Annotated in this window: 20 protein-coding genes; 1 reads left to right on the forward strand and 19 read right to left on the reverse strand. The window is 59.5% G+C overall.

Going from position 1 to position 20,539, the window contains the following annotated elements:
* Nucleotides 1-209: 209 nt before the first annotated feature.
* On the forward strand, nt 210-740 hold the full coding sequence (locus ABHR63_RS01250) for a nitroreductase family protein (protein ID WP_138112199.1): 531 nt from the start codon (nt 210-212) through the stop codon (nt 738-740).
* A 166-nt stretch (nt 741-906) separates the two neighbouring features.
* Here ABHR63_RS01250 and ABHR63_RS01255 read toward each other — a convergent pair whose 3' ends face one another.
* The 19 genes from ABHR63_RS01255 to ABHR63_RS01345 all read right to left on the reverse strand — a co-directional run bounded on the left by ABHR63_RS01255 (nt 907) and on the right by ABHR63_RS01345 (nt 20,531).
* Entirely contained in the window at nt 907-1,581 is a 675-nt protein-coding gene (locus ABHR63_RS01255; protein ID WP_346964908.1) for a DivIVA domain-containing protein, read from the reverse strand.
* A gap of 61 nt (nt 1,582-1,642) precedes the next feature.
* Nucleotides 1,643-1,930 (reverse strand): YggT family protein, encoded by a 288-nt coding sequence (locus ABHR63_RS01260; protein ID WP_338404614.1) that lies wholly within the window; start codon nt 1,928-1,930, stop codon nt 1,643-1,645.
* A 15-nt stretch (nt 1,931-1,945) separates the two neighbouring features.
* Nucleotides 1,946-2,668, reverse strand: coding sequence for a cell division protein SepF (locus ABHR63_RS01265; protein ID WP_055251691.1), 723 nt, complete (start codon nt 2,666-2,668; stop codon nt 1,946-1,948).
* A 60-nt stretch (nt 2,669-2,728) separates the two neighbouring features.
* Nucleotides 2,729-3,466 carry a YggS family pyridoxal phosphate-dependent enzyme gene (locus ABHR63_RS01270; RefSeq protein ID WP_148332193.1) on the reverse strand — a complete coding sequence of 246 codons (738 nt, stop codon included), beginning with the start codon at nt 3,464-3,466 and terminating at the stop codon, nt 2,729-2,731.
* A 119-nt stretch (nt 3,467-3,585) separates the two neighbouring features.
* Nucleotides 3,586-4,443 carry a phosphate signaling complex PhoU family protein gene (locus tag ABHR63_RS01275; RefSeq protein ID WP_346964907.1) on the reverse strand — a complete coding sequence of 286 codons (858 nt, stop codon included), beginning with the start codon at nt 4,441-4,443 and terminating at the stop codon, nt 3,586-3,588.
* 92 nt (nt 4,444-4,535) lie between these two features.
* On the reverse strand, nt 4,536-5,339 hold the full coding sequence (pstB, locus tag ABHR63_RS01280; RefSeq protein WP_089571588.1) for a phosphate ABC transporter ATP-binding protein PstB: 804 nt from the start codon (nt 5,337-5,339) through the stop codon (nt 4,536-4,538).
* A gap of 12 nt (nt 5,340-5,351) precedes the next feature.
* Nucleotides 5,352-6,257, reverse strand: a complete 906-nt coding sequence (gene pstA, locus ABHR63_RS01285) for a phosphate ABC transporter permease PstA (protein WP_316364742.1) — start codon at nt 6,255-6,257, stop codon at nt 5,352-5,354.
* Between the two features lie 3 nt (nt 6,258-6,260).
* On the reverse strand, nt 6,261-7,187 hold the full coding sequence (pstC, locus tag ABHR63_RS01290) for a phosphate ABC transporter permease subunit PstC (protein ID WP_346964906.1): 927 nt from the start codon (nt 7,185-7,187) through the stop codon (nt 6,261-6,263).
* 1 nt (nt 7,188) lies between these two features.
* Nucleotides 7,189-8,025, reverse strand: coding sequence for a phosphate ABC transporter substrate-binding protein (locus ABHR63_RS01295; RefSeq protein ID WP_055251678.1), 837 nt, complete (start codon nt 8,023-8,025; stop codon nt 7,189-7,191).
* The gene (locus tag ABHR63_RS01300) at nt 8,022-8,822 is read right to left on the reverse strand and encodes a purine nucleoside phosphorylase YfiH/LACC1 family protein (RefSeq protein ID WP_346964905.1); all 801 of its coding nucleotides are present in this window, start codon (nt 8,820-8,822) and stop codon (nt 8,022-8,024) included. Before ABHR63_RS01300 ends, ABHR63_RS01295 begins: the two co-directional genes overlap by 4 nt.
* Before the next feature lie 210 nt (nt 8,823-9,032).
* A complete protein-coding gene (gene ftsZ, locus ABHR63_RS01305; RefSeq protein WP_022094491.1) occupies nt 9,033-10,187 on the reverse strand; it encodes a cell division protein FtsZ in 1,155 nt (384 codons plus the stop codon).
* Nucleotides 10,188-10,386: 199 nt separating this feature from the next.
* Nucleotides 10,387-11,175, reverse strand: a complete 789-nt coding sequence (locus ABHR63_RS01310) for a cell division protein FtsQ/DivIB (protein ID WP_022094490.1) — start codon at nt 11,173-11,175, stop codon at nt 10,387-10,389.
* A 424-nt stretch (nt 11,176-11,599) separates the two neighbouring features.
* Nucleotides 11,600-12,511 (reverse strand): UDP-N-acetylmuramate dehydrogenase, encoded by a 912-nt coding sequence (gene murB, locus ABHR63_RS01315; RefSeq protein ID WP_006234257.1) that lies wholly within the window; start codon nt 12,509-12,511, stop codon nt 11,600-11,602.
* Nucleotides 12,512-12,516: 5 nt separating this feature from the next.
* Nucleotides 12,517-13,935, reverse strand: a complete 1,419-nt coding sequence (gene murC, locus ABHR63_RS01320; protein WP_346964903.1) for a UDP-N-acetylmuramate--L-alanine ligase — start codon at nt 13,933-13,935, stop codon at nt 12,517-12,519.
* 97 nt (nt 13,936-14,032) lie between these two features.
* Nucleotides 14,033-15,148 carry an undecaprenyldiphospho-muramoylpentapeptide beta-N-acetylglucosaminyltransferase gene (murG, locus tag ABHR63_RS01325; protein WP_320677659.1) on the reverse strand — a complete coding sequence of 372 codons (1,116 nt, stop codon included), beginning with the start codon at nt 15,146-15,148 and terminating at the stop codon, nt 14,033-14,035.
* Nucleotides 15,138-16,658 carry a putative lipid II flippase FtsW gene (gene ftsW / locus ABHR63_RS01330; RefSeq protein WP_346964902.1) on the reverse strand — a complete coding sequence of 507 codons (1,521 nt, stop codon included), beginning with the start codon at nt 16,656-16,658 and terminating at the stop codon, nt 15,138-15,140. The genes murG and ftsW overlap by 11 nt, the downstream gene beginning before the upstream one ends.
* Nucleotides 16,659-16,667: 9 nt before the next feature.
* Nucleotides 16,668-18,074, reverse strand: coding sequence for a UDP-N-acetylmuramoyl-L-alanine--D-glutamate ligase (murD, locus tag ABHR63_RS01335; RefSeq protein WP_346964901.1), 1,407 nt, complete (start codon nt 18,072-18,074; stop codon nt 16,668-16,670).
* A gap of 9 nt (nt 18,075-18,083) precedes the next feature.
* Complete coding sequence (gene mraY / locus ABHR63_RS01340; protein WP_117746963.1) at nt 18,084-19,103, reverse strand: phospho-N-acetylmuramoyl-pentapeptide-transferase; 1,020 nt, start codon at nt 19,101-19,103, stop codon at nt 18,084-18,086.
* A gap of 3 nt (nt 19,104-19,106) precedes the next feature.
* Entirely contained in the window at nt 19,107-20,531 is a 1,425-nt protein-coding gene (locus ABHR63_RS01345; protein WP_161144737.1) for a UDP-N-acetylmuramoyl-tripeptide--D-alanyl-D-alanine ligase, read from the reverse strand.
* Nucleotides 20,532-20,539: the final 8 nt, after the last annotated feature.

A 20,539-nucleotide genomic window follows, 5' to 3' on the forward strand; every position in this document is an offset into this window, starting at 1 on the left:
AAAAGGTTATTAGTGGCCGGGCCCGCTCCCTTACGTACCACCATTGGGAACTTTGGCTGATAGTTATAGCGCAATGGGGGTTTGGCTGAAGGGACCTTTGGTATCCGTTCGGACACTTTGGCCCTCGATGAGCGTTTGGCTGATTGCTGCTTTGGGTACTGTTTGGGTTACTTTGGGTTTGTTTGATTTTTAATTGTTGGAGGGCTTGTATGTCTTATTTGGATCTGGCTCGGGGTCGGTATTCTTGTCGTGAATTTCAGGATCGTTCTGTTGAGCAAGCTGTTGTGGATGCCATTGTTGAGGCTGGGCGTATTGCTCCTTCTGCTTGTAATAACCATCCAACCCGTGTGATGGTGTTGGATACGCCTGAGCTTCTGGAGAAGGCTGCTGCTTGTCAGCCTCGGTTTGCTCGTGATGGGTCTATCTTTGGCGCTCCGCTTATCTTCCTTATTTGCAGCGTTACCGATGATGCCTGGGTGCGCCCGTATGATCAGATGAACTCGAGTGCCATCGATACTTCGATCGTCTGCGATCAGATGATGATGGAGGCCACCGAGCAGGGCCTGGGAACGTGCTGGGTATGCCATTTTAAGCCTGGGGTGGCACAGGAGCAGTTCAATCTGCCCAAGGGCGTCTATCCCTATCACATGCTCGTCTGTGGATATCCTGCCGACCACATCGCCGATCCCGAGCATCGCGAGGCCCGTACCATTCCCCTCTCCGACTTCCTCCTCAAGTAGATTTTGGGACATGCCCTAAAACCTATCCTTGACCGCTCACCGGTTCGCCGAGTTCTGCGCCACCATGTGCAGGGCTCGGTTTTTTATGTTGCGCGCCCCGGTACAGTCATAAAAAAGGACCCGCAAGCTGCGGGTCCTTTCTAGGCACTAAATTGTAGGCCGAATGTTAGTCCAGGTCGTCGGCAGCGAAGTTGTCGATCGGGGCGAAGGGATCGGCCACGGGGACAACCGGGTCAGCGACGGGCAGCGGCTCGGCGGGAACAGTCACCGCAGGAGAAGCGGCAGAACCGACCGGTGTGGAGGCCATGAGATCGGCCGGGAAGGAGTTCTGGGCATCGTCCATGAAGTGCTGGATGAGCTTGAGATACTCGGCCTTGAACTCCTCACGGGAAGCCTTGAGACGATCGATCTCCTCGAGCTCGGCCTGCTTCTCAGTCAGAGCCTGGCGGATAACCTCGCGGGCCTTGGCGTCAGCCTCGTTGCGGATACGCTCAGCGTTCTCGTTGGCATCGTTGACGATGGTCTCAGCGGTCTGCTGGGCAGCGATCAAGGCAGCGGAAATCTGGCGCTCCTGAGCGGAGAAGTCAGGGGCGGGAGCAGCCACGGGGGCGGCAGGAGCGGCCTGGGCGGTGGCATCCTGAGCCTGGGCAAGCTGAGCCTGCGCATCGGCAAGCTGCTGCTCGGTAGCAGTCAGACGACCCTTAAGGTCGACGATCTTAGCGAGCATAGCGTCAACCTCGGAGGACAGCGTCTCCAAGAAGACGTCGACCTCAGCAGGATCGTAGCCACGCTTGGCCTCAGAGAAAGTCTGAGCCTGGATGTCTGCAGGGGTAATAGCCATAACAAGTCTCCTTTTTCATCGCCTCGGCGCTACACGCCCGACGTAAGTTACTAAGTCAGTTCTACACGAGTATACCTATAAGAAGCTGCAGAACCAGCCTCTGCACCAACTGCAACGCAATAATCGCAACGACCGGCGAAAAATCGATACCGCCCATCGGCGGGATGAAACGACGGAACAGGTTAAGCCACGGACCGCACACGCTATCAAGCACCGCGGCAATATCCTGAAGCAAACCACCCTGCTTCATGGGAATCCACGTCATAAAGCAGTAGACGATAATGAGCGTGGAATAGAAGTTGAACAGCGTGTTGACCAGCTGGACGATAGTGTAGATGTTGATGGGAATCTCCTCGTCTTGTCTTTACTTGAGGTAGCCGTCGGCACGAAGCTTCTTGAGATCGGAATCTTTGACCTCGCAACCGGCGGGCAGCACCATGAACACGCGGTCGCCCACCTCCTTGACCGTGGCACCCAGACCGCAGGCAAAGCCGTAAGAGAAGTCCAAGACGCGCTTGGCAACTTCGGTGCGTACGCCCACAAAAATCAGTGCGACAGGCTGCTTGGTGCGAACGCGGCGCACCACGGTCTCCACGTCGTCATAGCTCTCGGGGCGCAGGACATAGGCCGGCAGCTGCGGTGTGGCGTTGATGATATTGCTCGCATAGGCCGAGGCATCGCTCGGTGCAGGCGCGGGCGCAGCGGCGGCACGGGCGCGGGTGTTCTCGGCGTAGCTCGACGGCGTGTCATAGGCACCAGGACGATAACCGCTCGCAACACTGTCCTGCGAGCGCGAAGGCGGATTATACGTCGTGGCATGGCGGGAGTCATCGCCGACCAGCTGACCGGAGCGCGTATACACGGCAACCGACTCAGCTTCACCGCGGCGCGTCTGACCAAGCAGGCCGTTGCTCGGCTCGTCTTGGGTGTAGAAGCCCTCGCCCGAAGCACCGCTGTAGCCGTTGCCCTGATAACTATCGTCATAGCCGTCATCGTAGCCGTAGTCGTCGTCCTGGCCATAACCCTGGTCGTAACCCTGCTGGCCGCCCAGGTGCATCTTATTTTTAATCTCGTCAAGGAAGCCCATGGTTGTGTCCTCTCGCGGTTTAGTGCAGGCGCCCCGATAATCAGTGCGCACTTCAGAGCCTTATTTTACTGCAAACTCCGGGCTAAATACTACCCTGCCCAGGCGAACGAGCGTAGAGCCCTCCTCAAGGGCAGACTCAAAGTCCTCGCTCATGCCGCAGGAAAGCTCAGGCAGGTTCAAATCGGGATGCGCCGCCTCCAGCTCATCCCTCAGCTCACGAAGCCCCGCAAAGGTGCGGCGTGCCACATCCTTATTCCCCCGGGGCGCCATAGTCATAAGCCCCTGCACGCAAATTCCCTCAAGTTCCGCAAGCTCACCCGCGGCGGCGCGAATCTCATCGGGCGAAAAGCCTCCCTTCGACTCCTCACCACTCACATTGACCTCGATGAGCACACGCTGGGGGCCGGCGAGCTCGCCTGCCTCAATCTTGCGGACAGCACGGCTCGAGATCGCCTGCGCCAGATGCAGCGAACCCACCGAGTGAATCAGCTCGGCTGAGCCCAGCACCGCATTGATCTTATTGGTCTGCAGGTTGCCGATCATATCGAAGCGCACCTCGGGCAGCTCCGGATGCTCCGCCAGACCCGTGAGCTTGCGAACCAGCTCCTGCGGGCGGTTCTCGGCAAAATGGCGATACCCCGCCTGGATGGCGGCAACGGTCTCATCGACACCAACGGTCTTGGACACGGCAATGAGGCGCGCGGCGTCGTGGGGACGGCCTGCGCGATCGAGCGCCGCATAAAAACGTTCCAGAATCTGCTCGCGGCGAGCGCGCATCAAGTCCAAATAGTTATCCATTGCCAATCGCCTCCGCTGACAGCCAAACAAGTAGTCCCATGCTAACGCAAGAGCGCGGCCCCGCATGTGCAAGGCCGCGCTCACTTAGGTATTTACAATCTTTCGACGAACGGGGTTACTTACTCCTCGTCGTCCTCGCCATCGTCCTCGTCCTCAAGATGATCGAGCAGGTAGCGAAGACCCTCGCTGACCTCGCTAACGGGCACCTTGGCAACGTAGCGCGCGTCGACGGCGGGCCTCATGATAACACCCTCGCCCGAAGGCACACGCATGCTCTCGAGCTCATCCTCATCAGTGCAGGCGATATCACCGGCAGTCATACGCTGTCCGGTCAACAGGAAGGTCAGACGGCAGGCGGCATCGATGGAAATCGAGGCGATGCGATCGAGATAGCGCGATACCATGATGGCGCGGCGCAGGTCGTCATAGTTGCTGTCGTCGTCCATAAAGTCGCCCGTATCCATACGGTTAAAGGTGCGGAAAAACTTCTCGTAGGCGGCGTGCACTGGCTCGTCCTCGACGGCCAAGTTGCAGATGATGGACATATCATTCGTGACGAGCGCGGAAAGCGAAGAGCCCAGCACCTGGTAGACGGCCTCAGCCTCGGCCTCGACCGTGCCGACAAGCTCCTTGGGCAGCGAGATGTCGGCCTTGATCATATGACGCGTGGCGCGGCAGATCTGACGGACCTTATCGGTCATGCGCTGCAGGTTAAAGTCGACGTAGATGATCGTCTGAAGCAGGCGGAAGTCGGAGGCGACCGGTGACTGCGTGGCGATCAGGTTGTAGCACACGGCCTCCAAGTTAGCGCAGCGCGCGTCAATCGAAAGCGTGCGCTTCTTGGTCTTGGTGGCGAGCTTGCGGTCGTCGGTCACATAGGCCTTAACGGCATCGTGGAGGGCCAGATCGACGGCCTCGTAGATGCTCAGCATCTCGTGGCGGGCCTCGATGAGCTGACGGGAAAACAGTTTACGCATGGTTCACTCCAATCAGTTGGGTGCGGTCATGCCGCCCGCACAGTGAATACGCACCGGACCAGATCCGATCGGCTTGGGACTAGTCGCACCGATCAGCCAAAGCGGCCGGTGATATAGTCTTCCGTCCGCGAGTCCACCGGACTGGTGAAGATCGCGTCGGTTTGACCATACTCGATGAGCGTGGCGGGCTCGCCGGCAACTTCCTGCAAGAAAAATGCGGTGTAGTCGCTAATACGAGCTGCCTGCTGCATTGAATGCGTGACGATGATGATCGTCATCTCGGGCGCCAGCTCGGCCATCAGATCCTCGACCTTAGAGACAGACGTGGGGTCGATGGCGGAGCAGGGCTCGTCCATCAGGAGGACATCGGGTTGCACCGCAAGCACGCGCGCGATGCACAGACGCTGCTGCTGACCGCCCGAGAGCGCCAAACCATCCTTGTTGAGCTGATTGGATACCTCTTTCCAGAGGTTGGCGCGCTTGAGCGATTCTTCCACGATGTCATCGAGGTCACTTTTGCTAGTCACGCCCTGCAGACGAGGGCCAAAAGCGACATTCTCGTAGATGGATTTGGGAAACGGATTGGGCTGCTGAAAGATCATGCCCACGCGGCGACGGAGATCGACCGGGTCGACGCCCTCGGCATAGATATCATTGCCGTCGAGCGTCATGGTGCCCTCGACGCGCGTACCCTCGATCAGGTCATTCATGCGGTTGATGCAGCGCAGAAACGTCGATTTGCCGCAGCCCGAAGGGCCAATGAAGGAGGTGATGGCGTTTTTGGCAATGTTGAGGTCAAGCCCCGTCAGCGCATGAAAGTCACCGTACCAAAAGTTGAAATCCTTGGCCGTAATGGCCGCTTGCTCCAACGTGGGAGCGGACTGATAAACGGACATGGGACTCCTTAACTAGCGACGCTTGCGCGACAGGAAGCGCGCAAACAGGTTGAAGGCCAAAATGATCACCATCAGCAAGAGCGCGGTGCCGTAGGCTGCGTTCATGTTGATGCCGTCGTTGGCAAGCAGGTACAGATGGACCGTCATGGGGCGGCCGGAATCGAGCGGCGAAATAGGTAGATTGATGGCCTGGCCCATGGTGTAAAGTACAACCGCGGTCTCGCCGATGGCACGGCCGATGGCAAGGACGATGCCGGTGGCGATGCGGCCAAAGGCGGAAGGAAGCACGATCTTGGAAACGACCTGCCACTTAGTGGCGCCCAAGCCATATGCGCCCCAACGGATATAGCGCGGCACGGCGCGAATAGCCTCCTCGGTGGTGCGCATGACGATAGGCAGCATCAGAAGCGCCAGCGCCAGGGCAGCCGAGACCATCGAAAGGCCCAGGCCCATGGCCTCGACAAACAAGGCGTAGCCAAAGAGACCCATAACGATGGAGGGCACCGAGGCCAAAGCATCGGCAGCATAACGGATGAGCTCGACGACCTTGCCCTGTTTGGCGTACTCGGCCAGATAGACGGCCGCTAGCACGGCGACCGGCGTACAGATGAGCATGGCGAGCGCCGTCACGTAGATGGTCGAGACAATCGTAGGCCAAATGCCGCCCTCGGCGTTGACACCCTGGGGCCAACCGAAGATAAAGTCGAGCGAAATATGCGGTAAGCCATTAACAACCACGTAGGCGATGATAGCGACCAGCACAAGCGTGGTGATGTAGGCCGCGGCGCGGAACACGCCGAGCATGATCTTGTTTGACAGGTCCTTGTTGATACGGCCCTTCTTACCGTGGGAAAGGGCACGCTTGATGCGCTCGCGCGACGAGGTCGTATCGACCGTCGTGTCAACGGAATCGGACATAGCCTACCCCCTCTTCTTCTTGGAAATCAGACGGACGATGCCCACCAGCATGGCGGAGATGATAAACAGGACCACGCCCATGCCGAACAGAGCCGAGCGGTGCAGGCCCGAGGAATAGCTCATGTCGAGCGCGATCTGGCTCGTGAGCGTCGAGATGGGGCTCGCAATGCTGTCGGGAATAACCGGAGCGTTACCCACGACCATGAGCACGGCCATGGTCTCACCGATGGCACGGCCCATACCCAGCACGATGGCATCAACGATACCCAGTTTGGCGGCAGGTAGCACGACCTTATAGATGGTCTGCCACTTAGTAGCACCCATGGCATACGATGCCTCGCGAATGCCCATGGGAATGGAATTGAGGGCATCGATGGTAAGCGTCGTGATGGTAGGGACGATCATGATGGCGAGCACGAACCACGCTGTCAGCGCACCAAAACCAAGACCACCGGTCAGTTGTGCGATAAACGGGCGGATGATGATCATGCCAAAGAAGCCGTAGATGATGGAGGGTATGCCCGCCAGCAGGTCAACGGCGGGGCTGATGAGCTTGCGCACGCGCTTGCTGGCAATCTCGACCAGGTAAACGGCCGTACCCACGCCCAGCGGCACGCCCATGGCGAGCGCACCGACGGTCACCAGACCCGAGCCGGCAAGCAGCGACAAGATGCCGTAGTGGCCCTCGGAAGGCGCCCACGTAAAGCTAAAGAAGTCCGCCAGACCGATGTCAGTAAAGACGGGCAGCGCCGAGTACGTGGTAAAGACAAAAATCAGGATGACGGTAACGACCGCCAAGAACGCGCAGGCAAAGAAGATCCACTGCAGCGCCTTCTCCTTGATATAGGTACTGCGCGATACGAGCGCCAGCTCGCGCTTCTTGGGCGTCTGAACATTCTGCTCAGTCTGGGAGTTTTCCTGTGCTTCCATGCTACTCACTCCCCTTCTCGTCGTTGGTGACGGGAATAAAGCCCGCCTCGCGAATCTGCTTGTCCATCTTTTCGGACGTCACATAGTCGATGTAATCCTGCGCCTGCTGCGAAGGCGCACCCTTCACAAAGAAGTAAAGGTCGCGCGAGATGGGATAGCCGCCACTCGCGACCGTCTTCTCGGACGCCTCAACATGATTGACCGAGACGGCCTTGACCGAGGTCTTGGCGTTGAGGCTATCGACGAAGCCCAGCGAAATGTAGCCGATGGCCCCACGCGAACGAGATACCACGTCGCGCACCTGGCCCGTACCCGAAAGAACAGCCGAGCGGCGATCGAACGGCGTGCCATCCATCACGATGGTACGGAAGGCCTCGCGCGTACCGGACGCCTCGTCTCGGTTGATGACCTGAATCCTCAGGTCCTCGCCACCGACCTCTTTCCAATTGGTAATCTTGCCGGCGTAGATATCGCGGAGCTGCTCGGTCGAGAGGTTATCGACCGGGTTATCGTCGTTCACGATGACCGCGATACCGTCGTGGGCAATTACGATGGGGGTCAGGCCCAGATCCTGTTCGTCGGCATTGAGCCCACGGGAGGAGCTGGCGATATCGGCCGTTCCGGCGCTGACGGCCTCGATGCCAGCGGAAGAACCCAAACCGGAAACGAGCACGTCGATGCCGGTCTCCTCCTTAAAGCCCTCGGCCGCAATCTCGGCGATAGGAAGGCAGGTCGTGGAGCCAGCGACGGTAATGGAAGAGGTAGAAGATCCCGAAGAACAGGCACACAGCGTAAGTGTAAGCACAGCGGCGCTCAGGACCGATACGATCTTTCTCATAGCATCACGCCGATCGCAGCATGGCGCCCACAGGTGCCGTCCTCGTTACGGTAGGAATAAAAGCGGTCGTTCTGACGCACGGTCGAAAGCTGGGTATCCACGATATCATCCGCGTCGACACCGACATCTACCAGCGCCTCGCGAATGGCAGCGGAAAGATCGAGCATGCGAGAGGTACTCGCATCGATGCAAGAGAACTCGGCGGCAAAGCGATCCATGAGTTCCTGGGATACCTCATATTCGTCACCCAAGATATGGGGGCCGATATAGGCGGAAACGTCGCCCGCATCGCAGCCGGCAGCATCGCAAAGCGCCTGGCACGCCTTGGCAGAAATACGTGCAATCGTGCCCTTCCAACCGGAGTGCACCACGGCAAATCCGCCAGGGGCCACCAGCACCACGGGAACGCAGTCGGCAAAGCAGAGCAGCACGGGCACGTTATGCGCCGTACAGACGATGGCATCGCAGCCCGCGGCAATCTGCTCGCGGACGTCCTCAAGGTCATCGGCGCCATTCGAGGTCACCGCAAAGATATGGTCACCATGGACCTGATTGGGAACGAGCAGGTTGTGCTCGCACTCCGCGGCACCCATAGCCTCGAGTGCGCGGCGACGATTTTCTTGAACAGCAAAGGGATCATCGCCAACATGCGAGCCCAAGTTGAGTGAGGAGTACGCATCTTCGGAAACGCCACCGGCGCGCTCGGTGAAGGCAAAGCGAACATCGGATGTCGCGCCCTCCACCAACGTAACTCCATCATGGTCGACACGCGAAACTTTGTCCGCACGTGCTGCCATACTAAAGCCTCCTAATAACACAAGTACCGCGGCATCGCCGCTACAGCCCGCGTTTATACGGCTGTCATACTTCTCTAAAAGGATACCTGCTACGCTGGAGGCAATCGTAAAGGGAACGTAAAGAGATTGGAGGTTCTAGTTTACAAAGTCGAAATAAAAAGGGCGCGTCCATACGGACACGCCCCTGTGCACAACAATGCAAAGAACGACTTAGAAGCTACCGCGCTTCAGGAAGTCGGGAAGCTCGAACTGATCGTTGCCGAAGTTAGGAAGCTCGGTGCCACCGACGTTGCGGGTCGGAGCGGCCTGAGCCGGGCTCGTGGCAGGAGCGGTGCGCTGCGGCTCAGCGGAGGCAGCGGCCTTGCTCTGAGACTGCTGAGCAGCAAAGAGCTCGTCCTGACGGTTGACGTTGGAGTCGGAGAAGCCCGTAGCGATGACGGTGATACGCACCTGATCGCCCAGGGACTCGTCGACAACGGTACCGAAGATGATGTTGGCCTCGGGGTCGACGGCGTTGGCAACAACGTCGGCGGCGTCGCTGATCTCCTGGATGCCCAGGTCCTTGGAACCGGCGATGGAGAGCAGCACGCGCGTGGCGCCATCGATGGAGCTCTCGAGCAGCGGGCTGGAGATGGCCTGCTGGGCAGCGTCGACGGCACGGGTATCCCCAGAAGAGGTACCGATACCCATCATGGCGGTACCGGCCTGCTTCATGATGGTCTTAACATCGGCGAAGTCCAGGTTGATGATACCGGGGACGGTGATGAGGTCGGTGATGCCCTGGGTGCCCTGGGAAAGGACGCCATCGGCAATCGCGAAGGCCTCGAGCATGGTGGTCTTCTTCTCGGCGATGTCGAGCAGCTTATCGTTAGGGATGACAATCATGGTGTCAACGCAATCGGAGAGGGTCTTAATGCCCTCCTCGGCGCTCTTCTTGCGCTTGCGGCCCTCGAAGGTGAAGGGCTTGGTCACGACGGCGACGGTCAGCGCACCGACCTCGTTCATCGCGATATCGGCAACGATGGGAGCAGCGCCGGTACCGGTGCCACCGCCCTCGCCGCAGGTGATGAACACCATGTCGGCGCCAGCGAGCGCCTCGGCAATGTCGTCGCGGGACTCATCGGCAGCCTTGCGGCCAACCTCGGGGTTGGCGCCGGCGCCCAGGCCGCGGGTAAGGTCGGTGCCGATGTGCACCTTGATATCGGCATCAGAGATCGCGAGTGCCTGAGCATCGGTGTTGATGGCAACAAACTCGACGCCGCGGATGCCCTCTTCGATCATTCGATTGACCGCGTTGGTACCACCGCCGCCGACGCCGACCACCTTAATGACGGCAAGGTAGTTGTTGATCTCTGTCTCGTGCATGTCGGTCCTCCGAACAAAGGTTATAGCCATAGCATGGGTCGACCCCTGCGCACATTAACCTTCAGGTTGAAAGTAAATGCAAAGGTAAACCGTATTATGTTTGCACATTATGAACGTATCAGTCAAATAATTGACCGTGAAAACCAAACAAACCAGATAAACGGCGTGGTATGGCCCCTCAACAAAGCATCAACCAGCGCTACGAGGTCGGAGCGTTCCTAAATGTATAGTTACCCGGAGAGCGCACATTGATATACGTTACGCCCTCTACCTGCGAAAGCAGCTTGGTGACTACGCGCTCCTTCTTGACGATATCGTTCGAATCGCCCAGCGACACCTCAATGCCGTTATTGAGGTTTGCCGAGATGGCTTCGACCGAAGGCGTGGAAATATCCTTGACTTGTCCCAAGAACTCGCTCGAAAAACCACGCACATAATCCAAGCCAGCCTTAACGGCCTTGGAGCTCACCGCCTGGCCGGAAACCGGAGCGACATCCGCCGAGACATCAGTCAACAACACCGCGCCATAGTGCTTAGCGAGCGCCAGCGCGGCATCAATGCCGGTCAGGGTATTTGAGCCCTGCCCCGTCGTGATGACGTTGCCCTGGTCATCCACTTCGACCGACGTCGACAGCGGGGCGATCCAGGTGTCATCATCCCCGATGGCCCAGGCAAGGTCATCGGAGCTGATATAGGCAATTGCAATGACCTTGCGCTCCATCGGCGTAATGATGAGCGTATGTGGGAACTGACGCTGGACATCCACGCCCGAGACCCACGGGTTCTGCTTGAGGTCCTCGGTAATCTGGTCGGGATCGACGTTAAAAAGCGACGTTCCCTCGGGCAAATCGATCAGCTGGATAGCATCGTGCTTCGTCACATGCTCGCTGCCTTGAATCTGAATATCAGTGGCGGTAAACAATCCAGAGTTAATCACCACGATAGCAACGACGACGAGCACGGCCAAGACGGCCAAAACGCCGCCCACGATTTTGCCTTTGCCTGTAACGACAGAAGCGGCGTCTGATGTTTTATTTGTCATCGCCCTAAGTGAAGACAACGGGTTGACGCCTTTTTTACCCGAAGGCTTCTTGGCGGTAGCCGGCACCGATGTCAGCGAGCGCGGTTTCGATGCGCCCAGCGTGCGACTCGGACGCGCCGCCTTAGTTCCTGTCGAGGGCTTAGGAGTTGCCATAGGACGGGCAGGCTTGGCGCCCATAACAGGCTTTGACGTCACCGAGGGACGCGAGGACTTTTTTGCGGCCGGACGATTACCGAGCTGCGAGCCGACAACCGGACGACTGGTCTGTCGAGCATGCCCGACAGACTTAGAGTGCGCGACGGTATTGCGTTGAGGTTTGGCAGGCGCGCCGGAACGCCCTCCGGCGCGGCGGAAGGTGGGTTTCGATGCTCTAGAAGCCGAGGAATTTAACTTCCGGTCTGAGCTCGATGCCATACGCCTCCCTCACCTTTCCGTGCACATGTCTGATAACCGCGGCAACGTCATCGGCCGAGGCAGTTCCGTTATTAACGATAAAATTAGCGTGAACGGGCGAAACTTCCGCGCCGCCAATCGAAAAACCCTTTAATCCACAATCCTCGATAAGCTTGCCCACACTCGCATCGGGCGGGTTACGAAAGACCGACCCGCAGGATGCGCGACCCATGGGCTGCGTACGCTTGCGCCTCGTCAGGTACCGTTCCATGCGCTCGCGAATGTCGGCCTTGGGCGCCGGTTTAAGCTTGAGCACGCACTCGAGGATGATCTCATTGCGGGGAAGGCTACATTCGCGGTAGCCCCAAGTGATCTCGGACCCCGCATAATGCTTGATACCGGATGCCGGGTCAAACGTTACGACATCCTCAACCAGCGAGCCAATCCACTCGGTCCGTGTGCCGGCATTCATAGATATCGCACCGCCGACCGAACCAGGGATGCCGACGGCAAACTCAAGGCCCGAGAGGCTACGCGACAGGGCATCGTTGACCAGGCGCGCAAACATCACGCCCGCACCGACCGTCAGCGTACAACCGTCATCGGCAACAACCGTGCGCTGAAACTCACGTCCGAGCGAAATGACGGCACCGCGATAACCGCCATCGGCAACCAGCAGATTGGAGCCCTTACCGATGATGACCCACGGCACCTGCTCGCGATCGAGCACCGCCACGGCGCGGCGGAGGGCATGATAGCTATGGCACGTCACAAAGAGGTCGGCCTTGCCGCCGATACGATAGCTCGTATGACGCGCAAGGCGCTCGTCCTCGATCACATCCGTGTCGATCATGCCCGAGAGCGCCATGACGGCGTTAAACAGACCCATTAGACTTAAGCGTCTTTCTTGGCAGTCAGATACTCAATGAACTCGGGGCCGACGGTCGTAACGTCACCGGCACCCATAGTGAGCAGCAGATCGCCCTCGCCCACCATCTGCTCGAGCTCCTGATTGAGCTCAAGACGGCTGGAGCAGTACACGACCTCCTTGCCAGGATGCTTGGCGCGCACGGTATCGGCGAGCATCTTAGAGGTGACACCCGGAATGGGCATCTCGCCAGCCGAGAACACATCAATCAGCAGCAGTTTATCGGCATTGGCAAATGCATCGGCAAAGTCGTCGCACAGGGCCTGCAGGCGCGAATAGCGGTGCGGCTGGAACACGACGTCGACGTGCTTGTAGCCCAGCGACGAAGCAGCAGCAAGCGTCGCCTTGATCTCGGTGGGGTGATGGCCGTAATCATCGACCACGGTGATGCCATCGATATCGCCCACGTGGGTAAAGCGACGGCGGACGCCCTCAAAGCTCGAGAGCGCCTTGGCGGCGGCGTCGATGTCAAGGCCCAGGACATGGGCGACGGTGAGCACCGCCGTGGCGTTGAGCATGTTGTGACGACCGGGGTTGCTCTTAATCTCGACAGCGTGCTCGGTGCCGTCCTCAAAGCGAACGATAAAGTCGCTCTGGATGCCCTTGACATCCGGATGCACGCAGACGATGTCGTTGTTCTCGGCAAAGCCATAGGAAAGCACATGACGGCCCGTCGACTTGGCGAGCTCGACCAGATGCGGGTCCTCGCCACAAACGATGACGGTACCGCTCTCTCCAACCAGGCCCATAAACTTGGCAAAGGTGGCCTCGATCTCCTCGATGCCCGAGTAATGATCGAGATGGTCGGCCTCGACGTTGGTCACGATGACCACGTTGGGGTTCAGGAACAGGAACGAGCTGTCGGACTCGTCGGCCTCGGCGACAAAATAGTCGCCCGAGCCGTTCTTGCCGTTGGTGTCGTAGCCCTCGACAATGCCACCGATTAAAAAGCTGGGGTCCAGACCCATGCGGTCGAGCATGGTGGCGCACATCGAAGAGGTCGTGGTCTTGCCGTGAGTACCGGCGACGGCGACGGTGGTGTAGCCGTGGCCCAGGGCCGAAAGCATCTTGGCACGGGGCCACACGGGAATACCGAGCTCGCGGGCACGCACGAGCTCGGGGTTGGACTCGGGAATAGCGGTGGAGACCACAACCACGTCGGGCTTGACCTCGTCGATCGTCGCAGCCTCGTGGCCCACATGGACCTTCACGCCGGCGCGGGTAAGCTGGCGAATATAGCGCGACGTCTTAAGGTCAGAACCGGTAACGGTATAACCGCGCTCGTGCAGGACGAGAGCGATGCCGCTCATGCCGGCGCCGCCGATACCGATAAAGTGGGCGCTCTTGAACTCGGGCGCGGAGGTTGCAGTCTGGGAATCAGCCATGTGCTCGTGTACTCCTTGCGTAAACACTGCCTGTAACCCATTAACTGTACCGCACCTACCGCATCCGCGCGAGGGCGACCGGCGATATCCCGTCTAACTAACGCAATCCCTCTACCGCGTCGGCCAAAAGTGCGGCGGCACGGTCCTGGGCCAAGCCACGCGCCGCCTGACGCATGGCATCACGCGCCGCAGCGTCATCGATCAGGTGCAGAAGCTCGTCGGCAAAGGCAGGGGCATCGATATCGGCATCGGCGCAAAGCACGCCGGCACCGGCATCGACCAGGTAGCGCGCATTCGTGGTCTGGTGGTCGGCCGTGGCGTGCGGATACGGCACGAGTACCGAGGGCACGGCAAGCGCGGCGATCTCGGCCACGCTCGAGGCACCGGAACGCGAGAGCACCAAATCGGCCGCAGCCAGCATATCGCCCATGTTGTCGATGTAGGGCTGGACTCGATAGCGCTTCGCCTCCTCGGGCGTCAGCGCCAAAGCGCGCTCGGTCTCCTCAAAGCCGTCGGCACCCGTCGAATGCAAAATGTAGAGATTCTCGCGGGTCAGCAGCTCACTCTTGAGCGAGGCAACGCGCTCGTTGAGATGTTGGGCACCGAGTGAACCACCAAAGACGAGCAGAAGCGTCGCGTCCTCGGGCACACCGAGCGTCTTGCGACCGCGGGCGCGATCGCCCTCGATCACCGAACGGCGCACGGGATTGCCCGTCATGAGCACATGGTCGGGGTCGCCCTCGCGCTCAAAGACCGCGCGGGCCGCAGGTACCGAAATGCACACGCGGGCGGCATGTGAGTTCATCATCTTATTGGCCAGACCCGGAACAGAGTTCTGCTCGTGCAGCAGATACGGAACGCCGGCGTCCTTGCACCAACCCAGCAGCGGGACCTCAACGTAAGCACCAAAGCCGATAGCGGCATCGGGCTTACCGACCTTCGAGAAGTGACGGGCAAGCGCACGCTTCGCCTTGTTGACGCGCCACAGCGAGGTCAACGCCGTCCAGGGACGGGAGCGATCGAAGCCCGTGACCGTGATGGGCACAAAATCGAATCCGGCCTCGGGAACCAGACGGCCCTCGAGCTTGCGCGATTGGCCCACGAACACAACGTGATGACCGCGGTCACGCAGCTCCTCGGCCAAGGCGAGCGCGGGGTTGATATGTCCTGCCGTGCCGCCAGCTGCAATAGCAACGGTCATCTTATCGGTCATGGTAATCCCTTCGTACACGCGGCCCCTGGTCATCGGTGCGCAAACGCGCCGACGGGTCCGAATTCAAATCGATTCGATTATATCCACCGCCCGCATTACGAGGAGTGGGGCGCTGCGGACGACCTTGCGGCGCCATTCGCTGACGCGGACGGGCTGCCGGCTCGGTCGCAGAGCCATCCAGGACGGTAAAGCCGTTACGCGAAGATCGCTCGCCGCGCACGTGGGGCACGCCGGCGGTACTCTCATCCATAACGGCAAAGCTCTCGCGGCGACGGTCGTATTCATCGCGACGGGCGCTCTCATACGAAACGCGCAGGATCAGACCGGCGAGCATAAGCGACACAATAATCGACGAGCCGCCGTAGCTAATAAACGGCAGCGGCTTGCCCGTCATGGGAAACACATTGAGAATGCCCAGCGCGTTGATCAAAAACTGCACCGCAAGGATGACCGCGGAACCCGATGCCATAAGTGCTCCGCGACGGTCGGTCGCCTGCTCGGCAATACGAAACGCCGAGTAGATCAGCATCGCGAACACCAAGAAGAACAGCACGGTTCCGATAAAGCCAACTTCCTCGCCGATAATAGCCAAGATGTAGTCGTTATGCGCCTCGGGCAAATACGAGTACTTCATGGTGGAGTTACCGATACCGCGACCGAACAGGCCGCCCGAGGCAAACGCCATAATGGCAAGCGTGGCCTGATAGCCATCACCATATTCGTCTGCCCAAGGATTCCAAGCAACCTCGACACGCGTCATACGATACGGCTCGGCGATAAGGGCGATCGCAATGACGGCGATGCCGGCAACGACCGTCCAAACGATATATTTGGGGTCCAATCCCGCAAACAACGCCATGCACATGAGGGTCAGCAAGATGATCAGAACGGTGCCAAAATCGGGCTGAACAAAAATCAGAAAGAGCGAAATGCCCAGGTAGACACCCATCTTGCGAAGAAACTCGTTGATGTTGCCGCCGGGCGAAAAGATGCGGTCGAGCATGATGGCCGAATACGCGATGGCGAACGGCTTTAAAAACTCAGACGGCTGGAACTGAATACCGGCGATGTTGAGCCAGCGCGTGGCGCCACGACTGCCGCTACCCATAAAGAACACCAGAACCAGTAGCCCTATCATGCCCATGAGGAAGATCCTGAGCACGTCTTCCCCAAACCAACTGTCCGGCAAGATGCGCACGATGGCAACCATAGCCAGCACGCCAACTCCGGCAAACGCGGCTTGTCGAAACAGGAAAAACGTCGCCGAACCATTCTCGTGCAGTGCCTCGACCGAAGATGCCGAGTACACCATCAGCAAGCCAAAGCAAACCAAGCTAAACAGGCAAGCCATAAATATCAAACGGGGGCGCATGATGCGGGCGGGGACGCCGGCAATATAGCGCTCACTGAACGTCTGCCCGCCGCGTCCGGAACGCGGCGTGCTACGCAGCGAGGAAGCACGGTCCGAGTCGGGCCTCCTCATATCACTTCGGGGGCTCTCCTCTCTCACCGGCAACCCCTATTCCGTTTGCGATTTCGCTGCTGCGGCAAGCTGGACAACGTAGTCCTTAAACACGCGACCGCGCTCCTCGTAGCCCGAGAACTCGTCAAACGAAGAGCAGGCGGGCGAAAGCAGGATCACGTCGCCGCGGCTCGAGAGTGAGCGGGCAACGTCAACGGCATCGCGCAGATCATCGGCCTGGGCGATATCCACGTCACCATCGACATCGGCCTCGTCCATAGCGGCGGTAAAGCGCTCGCGCGCATCGCCAAAGCAAACGACCGAGCGCACGTTGTCCATAACGACGCGGGCAAAGTCCGCAAGCGGCGTACCCTTATCGTGGCCGCCGAGCAGCAAAATCACATCGTCGTCGGGAAACGCCGTCAGGGCCTTTTCGACTGCATCGGTGTTCGTTGCCTTGGAATCGTTGACGTAGCGCACGCCATCGATCTCGCCACAGGGTTCCACGCGGTGTTCGAGTGGCTGGAACGATGTCAAACCGCGGCAAATGCCCTCGGGATCGGCACCGACGGCCAGAGCAGCCGTGGCGGCACATAGGGCATTGATGACATTGTGATGGCCCGAGATCTTGAGCTCGGACGTGGCGACAAGCTGAGTCTCGACACCCCTCAGGCGCACGACCATCTTACCGTCGCGCACAAAGGCGGCGTCTGCACCCTCGGGCTCGTCAAAAGCGACCTTGCAGATACGGCGACCCGGTGTGTAGATGTACTCATCGAACTCATGGATGCCGGCATCCTCGACGTCGATAACCACGAGGTCGTCGTCGACCATATTCTCGAACAACTTGATCTTGGCAAGCGCATAGTTCTTGTGGCTCTTGTGCCAGCCCAGGTGGTCGGGCGTGATGTTGAGCAGCACCGCCACGCGAGGATGAAGCTCGGCTGTCGTAGCAATCTGATAACTCGACAGCTCGGCCACAAACCACTCATTGTGTGCGCGGCCGTCGATCTCGTTCACCGGCGGCTCGCCGATATTGCCGACGGCCACGCTGGCTTCACCTGCGGCCTTGAGCAGATAATCGGTCAGCGACGTGGTAGTTGTCTTGCCGTTGGTGCCCGTGATGGCGATCCAATTTTGGGGAGACAGGCGATAGGCAAACTCGGGCTCGCCCATAATCTGAGCGGCATGCTCACGCCCAGCCTTAAAGAAGGCCGAGAACTCCGAGATACCCGGGCATGTCACGCACACGTCATAGGCACCCTCGACCTGCTCGGTGCCGTAGACAAACGACGCGCCCTGCGCCTCGAGCGCACGCGTGGCTTCATTGGGCTCGGAGCTACCGCCGCCATACACGGTCGTGGCGCTCACGCGCTCGGGGTGAGCCAACGCCCAACGGGCGACATCGAGACCGGATTTACCCTGCCCCAAAACAAGCAGGCTAAAGACATCAGCAAGAGGCATGAAAGACCACTATCCCAACTGGAAGAACAGGGCGAGGCCAACGGCGCCAAAGGCCGCGGCGATAATCCAAAAACGGATAACGACCTTGGTCTCGGCCCAGCCCTTCTTTTCGAAATGATGATGAATGGGCGCCATAAGGAAGACGCGCTTGTGCGTAAAGTGGAAATAGACAACCTGGATCATGACCGACAGAGTCTCGACGATAAACAGACCGCCGATGATGAGGGAAACGACTTCGGTGTTGGTCATGATGGAGGTGCAGGCAAAAGCGGCACCCAGGGCAAGCGAGCCGGTATCGCCCATAAAGATGCTCGCCGGGTAGCAATTGAACCACAAAAAGCCCAGGCAGGCACCGGCGCACGCCGTGCAGAAGATGGACAGGTTCACGTCACCGTGCAAAAACGCCATGGCGGCCATGGCGAGCATGGCGATCATGGAAGTGCCACCGGCAAGGCCGTCCAGACCATCGGTCAGGTTCACGGCATTGGAAAGACCGGCGATCATCAGCCAGCAAAATACAATGTAGAGCCACGGGAACGAAAGGCCGCAGATGGTGGTCGAAAGAACACCGAGGTCAATCGTCAGGCCGCCGGGAAAACGAATCTCGGGGGCGACGCCGCACCAATTGACGGCGAGCACGGTAAAAGTGACGCAGATGATGGTCAGACCGATCATCTTGGCGTGAGGCGTCAGGCCGAGCGAGCGACCATGCGTGACGGAGGTCAGGTCGTCGATGAGACCCAGAACGCCGGTGGCCAGCGTGGCAAGCAGCACGAGCACGAGCTCGGTGGTGAGCTTGCCCATCAGCAGGCAGGTCAGCGATATCGCGACAAGGATGATGACGCCGCCCATGGTCGGCGTACCCTGCTTAATCAAATGACGCTTGGGGCCGTCGGCTCGGACCTGTTGGCCGATACCCTCGACCTTCAGCAGCTTGATCCACCACGGCATAAGCAGCAGCGCAATGGCGGCAGCGATGCCAAGTCCCAAAAAGGCCTGATACGTAGGATACGAGGGATTGCCGAACATGGGCTAGCACACACCTTCCACAAAGCGGTCGAGCTCAACAAAGCGGGAACCCTTGACCAGTACAACATCATGTTTTTCAAGCGCGCCGCCCATGCGGTCGAGCACCTGCTGATAATCGGAGAACACCTGGATGCGGTCCTCGTCCATGCCCATCATGCGCGCGGCATCGGCCATAAGCTGGGCCAGCTCACCACCCACGCACGCCAGCATGTCGAGCTTCTTGGCGGCGGCATAGGCGCCCACGAGTTCATGCATGCGAGGGGCCTCATCGCCCATCTCGCCCATCTCGCCCAAGATCGCCATGCGAGACCCCGTGCACGAAAGCGAGCACAGTAGATCGAGGCCAGCAGCCATGGATTCGGCGCTGGCGTTATAGGAATCGTCGATGACGCGGGCACCGCTCTTGGCGCGCTTGATCTCCTGGCGATGACCGGTAATCGTGAGGCCCCTAAAGGCAGCATCGATCTGCTCGGGCGTCACGCCCAGGCGATAGGCAACCGCGGCGGCCTTAACGGCATTTGGGACGGACTGCACGCCGGGGATGGCAAGCATGGTATCGATTGTCTCGCCCTGACCAAAATCGAGCGTAAAGACCGGACGGCCCTCGTCATCAACTCGAACGTCGCGGGCACGGACCTCATCATCGTCCGAGACGCCGGCCAGCATCACATCGATACCAGCAGGCTGGGCGAACGTATCGCGAATGAACGGCGTAAAGTCGTCCTCACCGCCCAAAACCAGCAGCGGCAAGAAGTCGCCGGCGGCGCACATACCCTGGACAATCTCGGCCTTAGCGCGGGCGATGTTCTCGCGGCTGCCCAAAATGCCGATGTGAGAGGTGCCGATCTTGCTTACGATGGCAAGGTTGGGATTGGCGGACTGGGACAGGCGCTCAATCTCGTGGAAATGGTTCATGCCCATCTCGAGCACCAGGACCTCGGTATCGGCCGGAGCGGAAAGCACCGTGAGCGGCATGCCGATCAGGTTATTGAAATTGCCCTTGGTGGCCCAGACACGATAGCGCTTGGCGAGCACGGCGGCGAGCACGTCCTTGGTCGTCGTCTTGCCGATGGAACCGGTAATGCCAACGACCAGGCAGCCAAGCTCCAGGCGATACGTGTGCGCCAAACGCAGCAGAAACTCCTCGGGATCATCGGTCAGCAGGATGGCGCACCCCTTGTCCTGCGCCAGCGAGACCAGCTCAGCCTCGGGCTCACGCGTCATCACGACGGCGCCGGCACCCGACTGGACGGCACGGGAAGCAAAATCATTGCCGTCGACGTTTTCACCGGGAAAGGCGACGAAAATCGTCCCTTCCTCGACCTGGCGCGAGTCGATAACGCACCCGCGGCATACCCGATCGGCTTCTCCCGTCACGGTTCGGGCCCCTGTTGCGGCCGCGAGGTTGTTGACGGCGATCTCTATCATTGCAGCTC

This window comes from Collinsella aerofaciens (assembly GCF_039752775.1).
GTDB lineage: Bacteria > Actinomycetota > Coriobacteriia > Coriobacteriales > Coriobacteriaceae > Collinsella > Collinsella aerofaciens_R.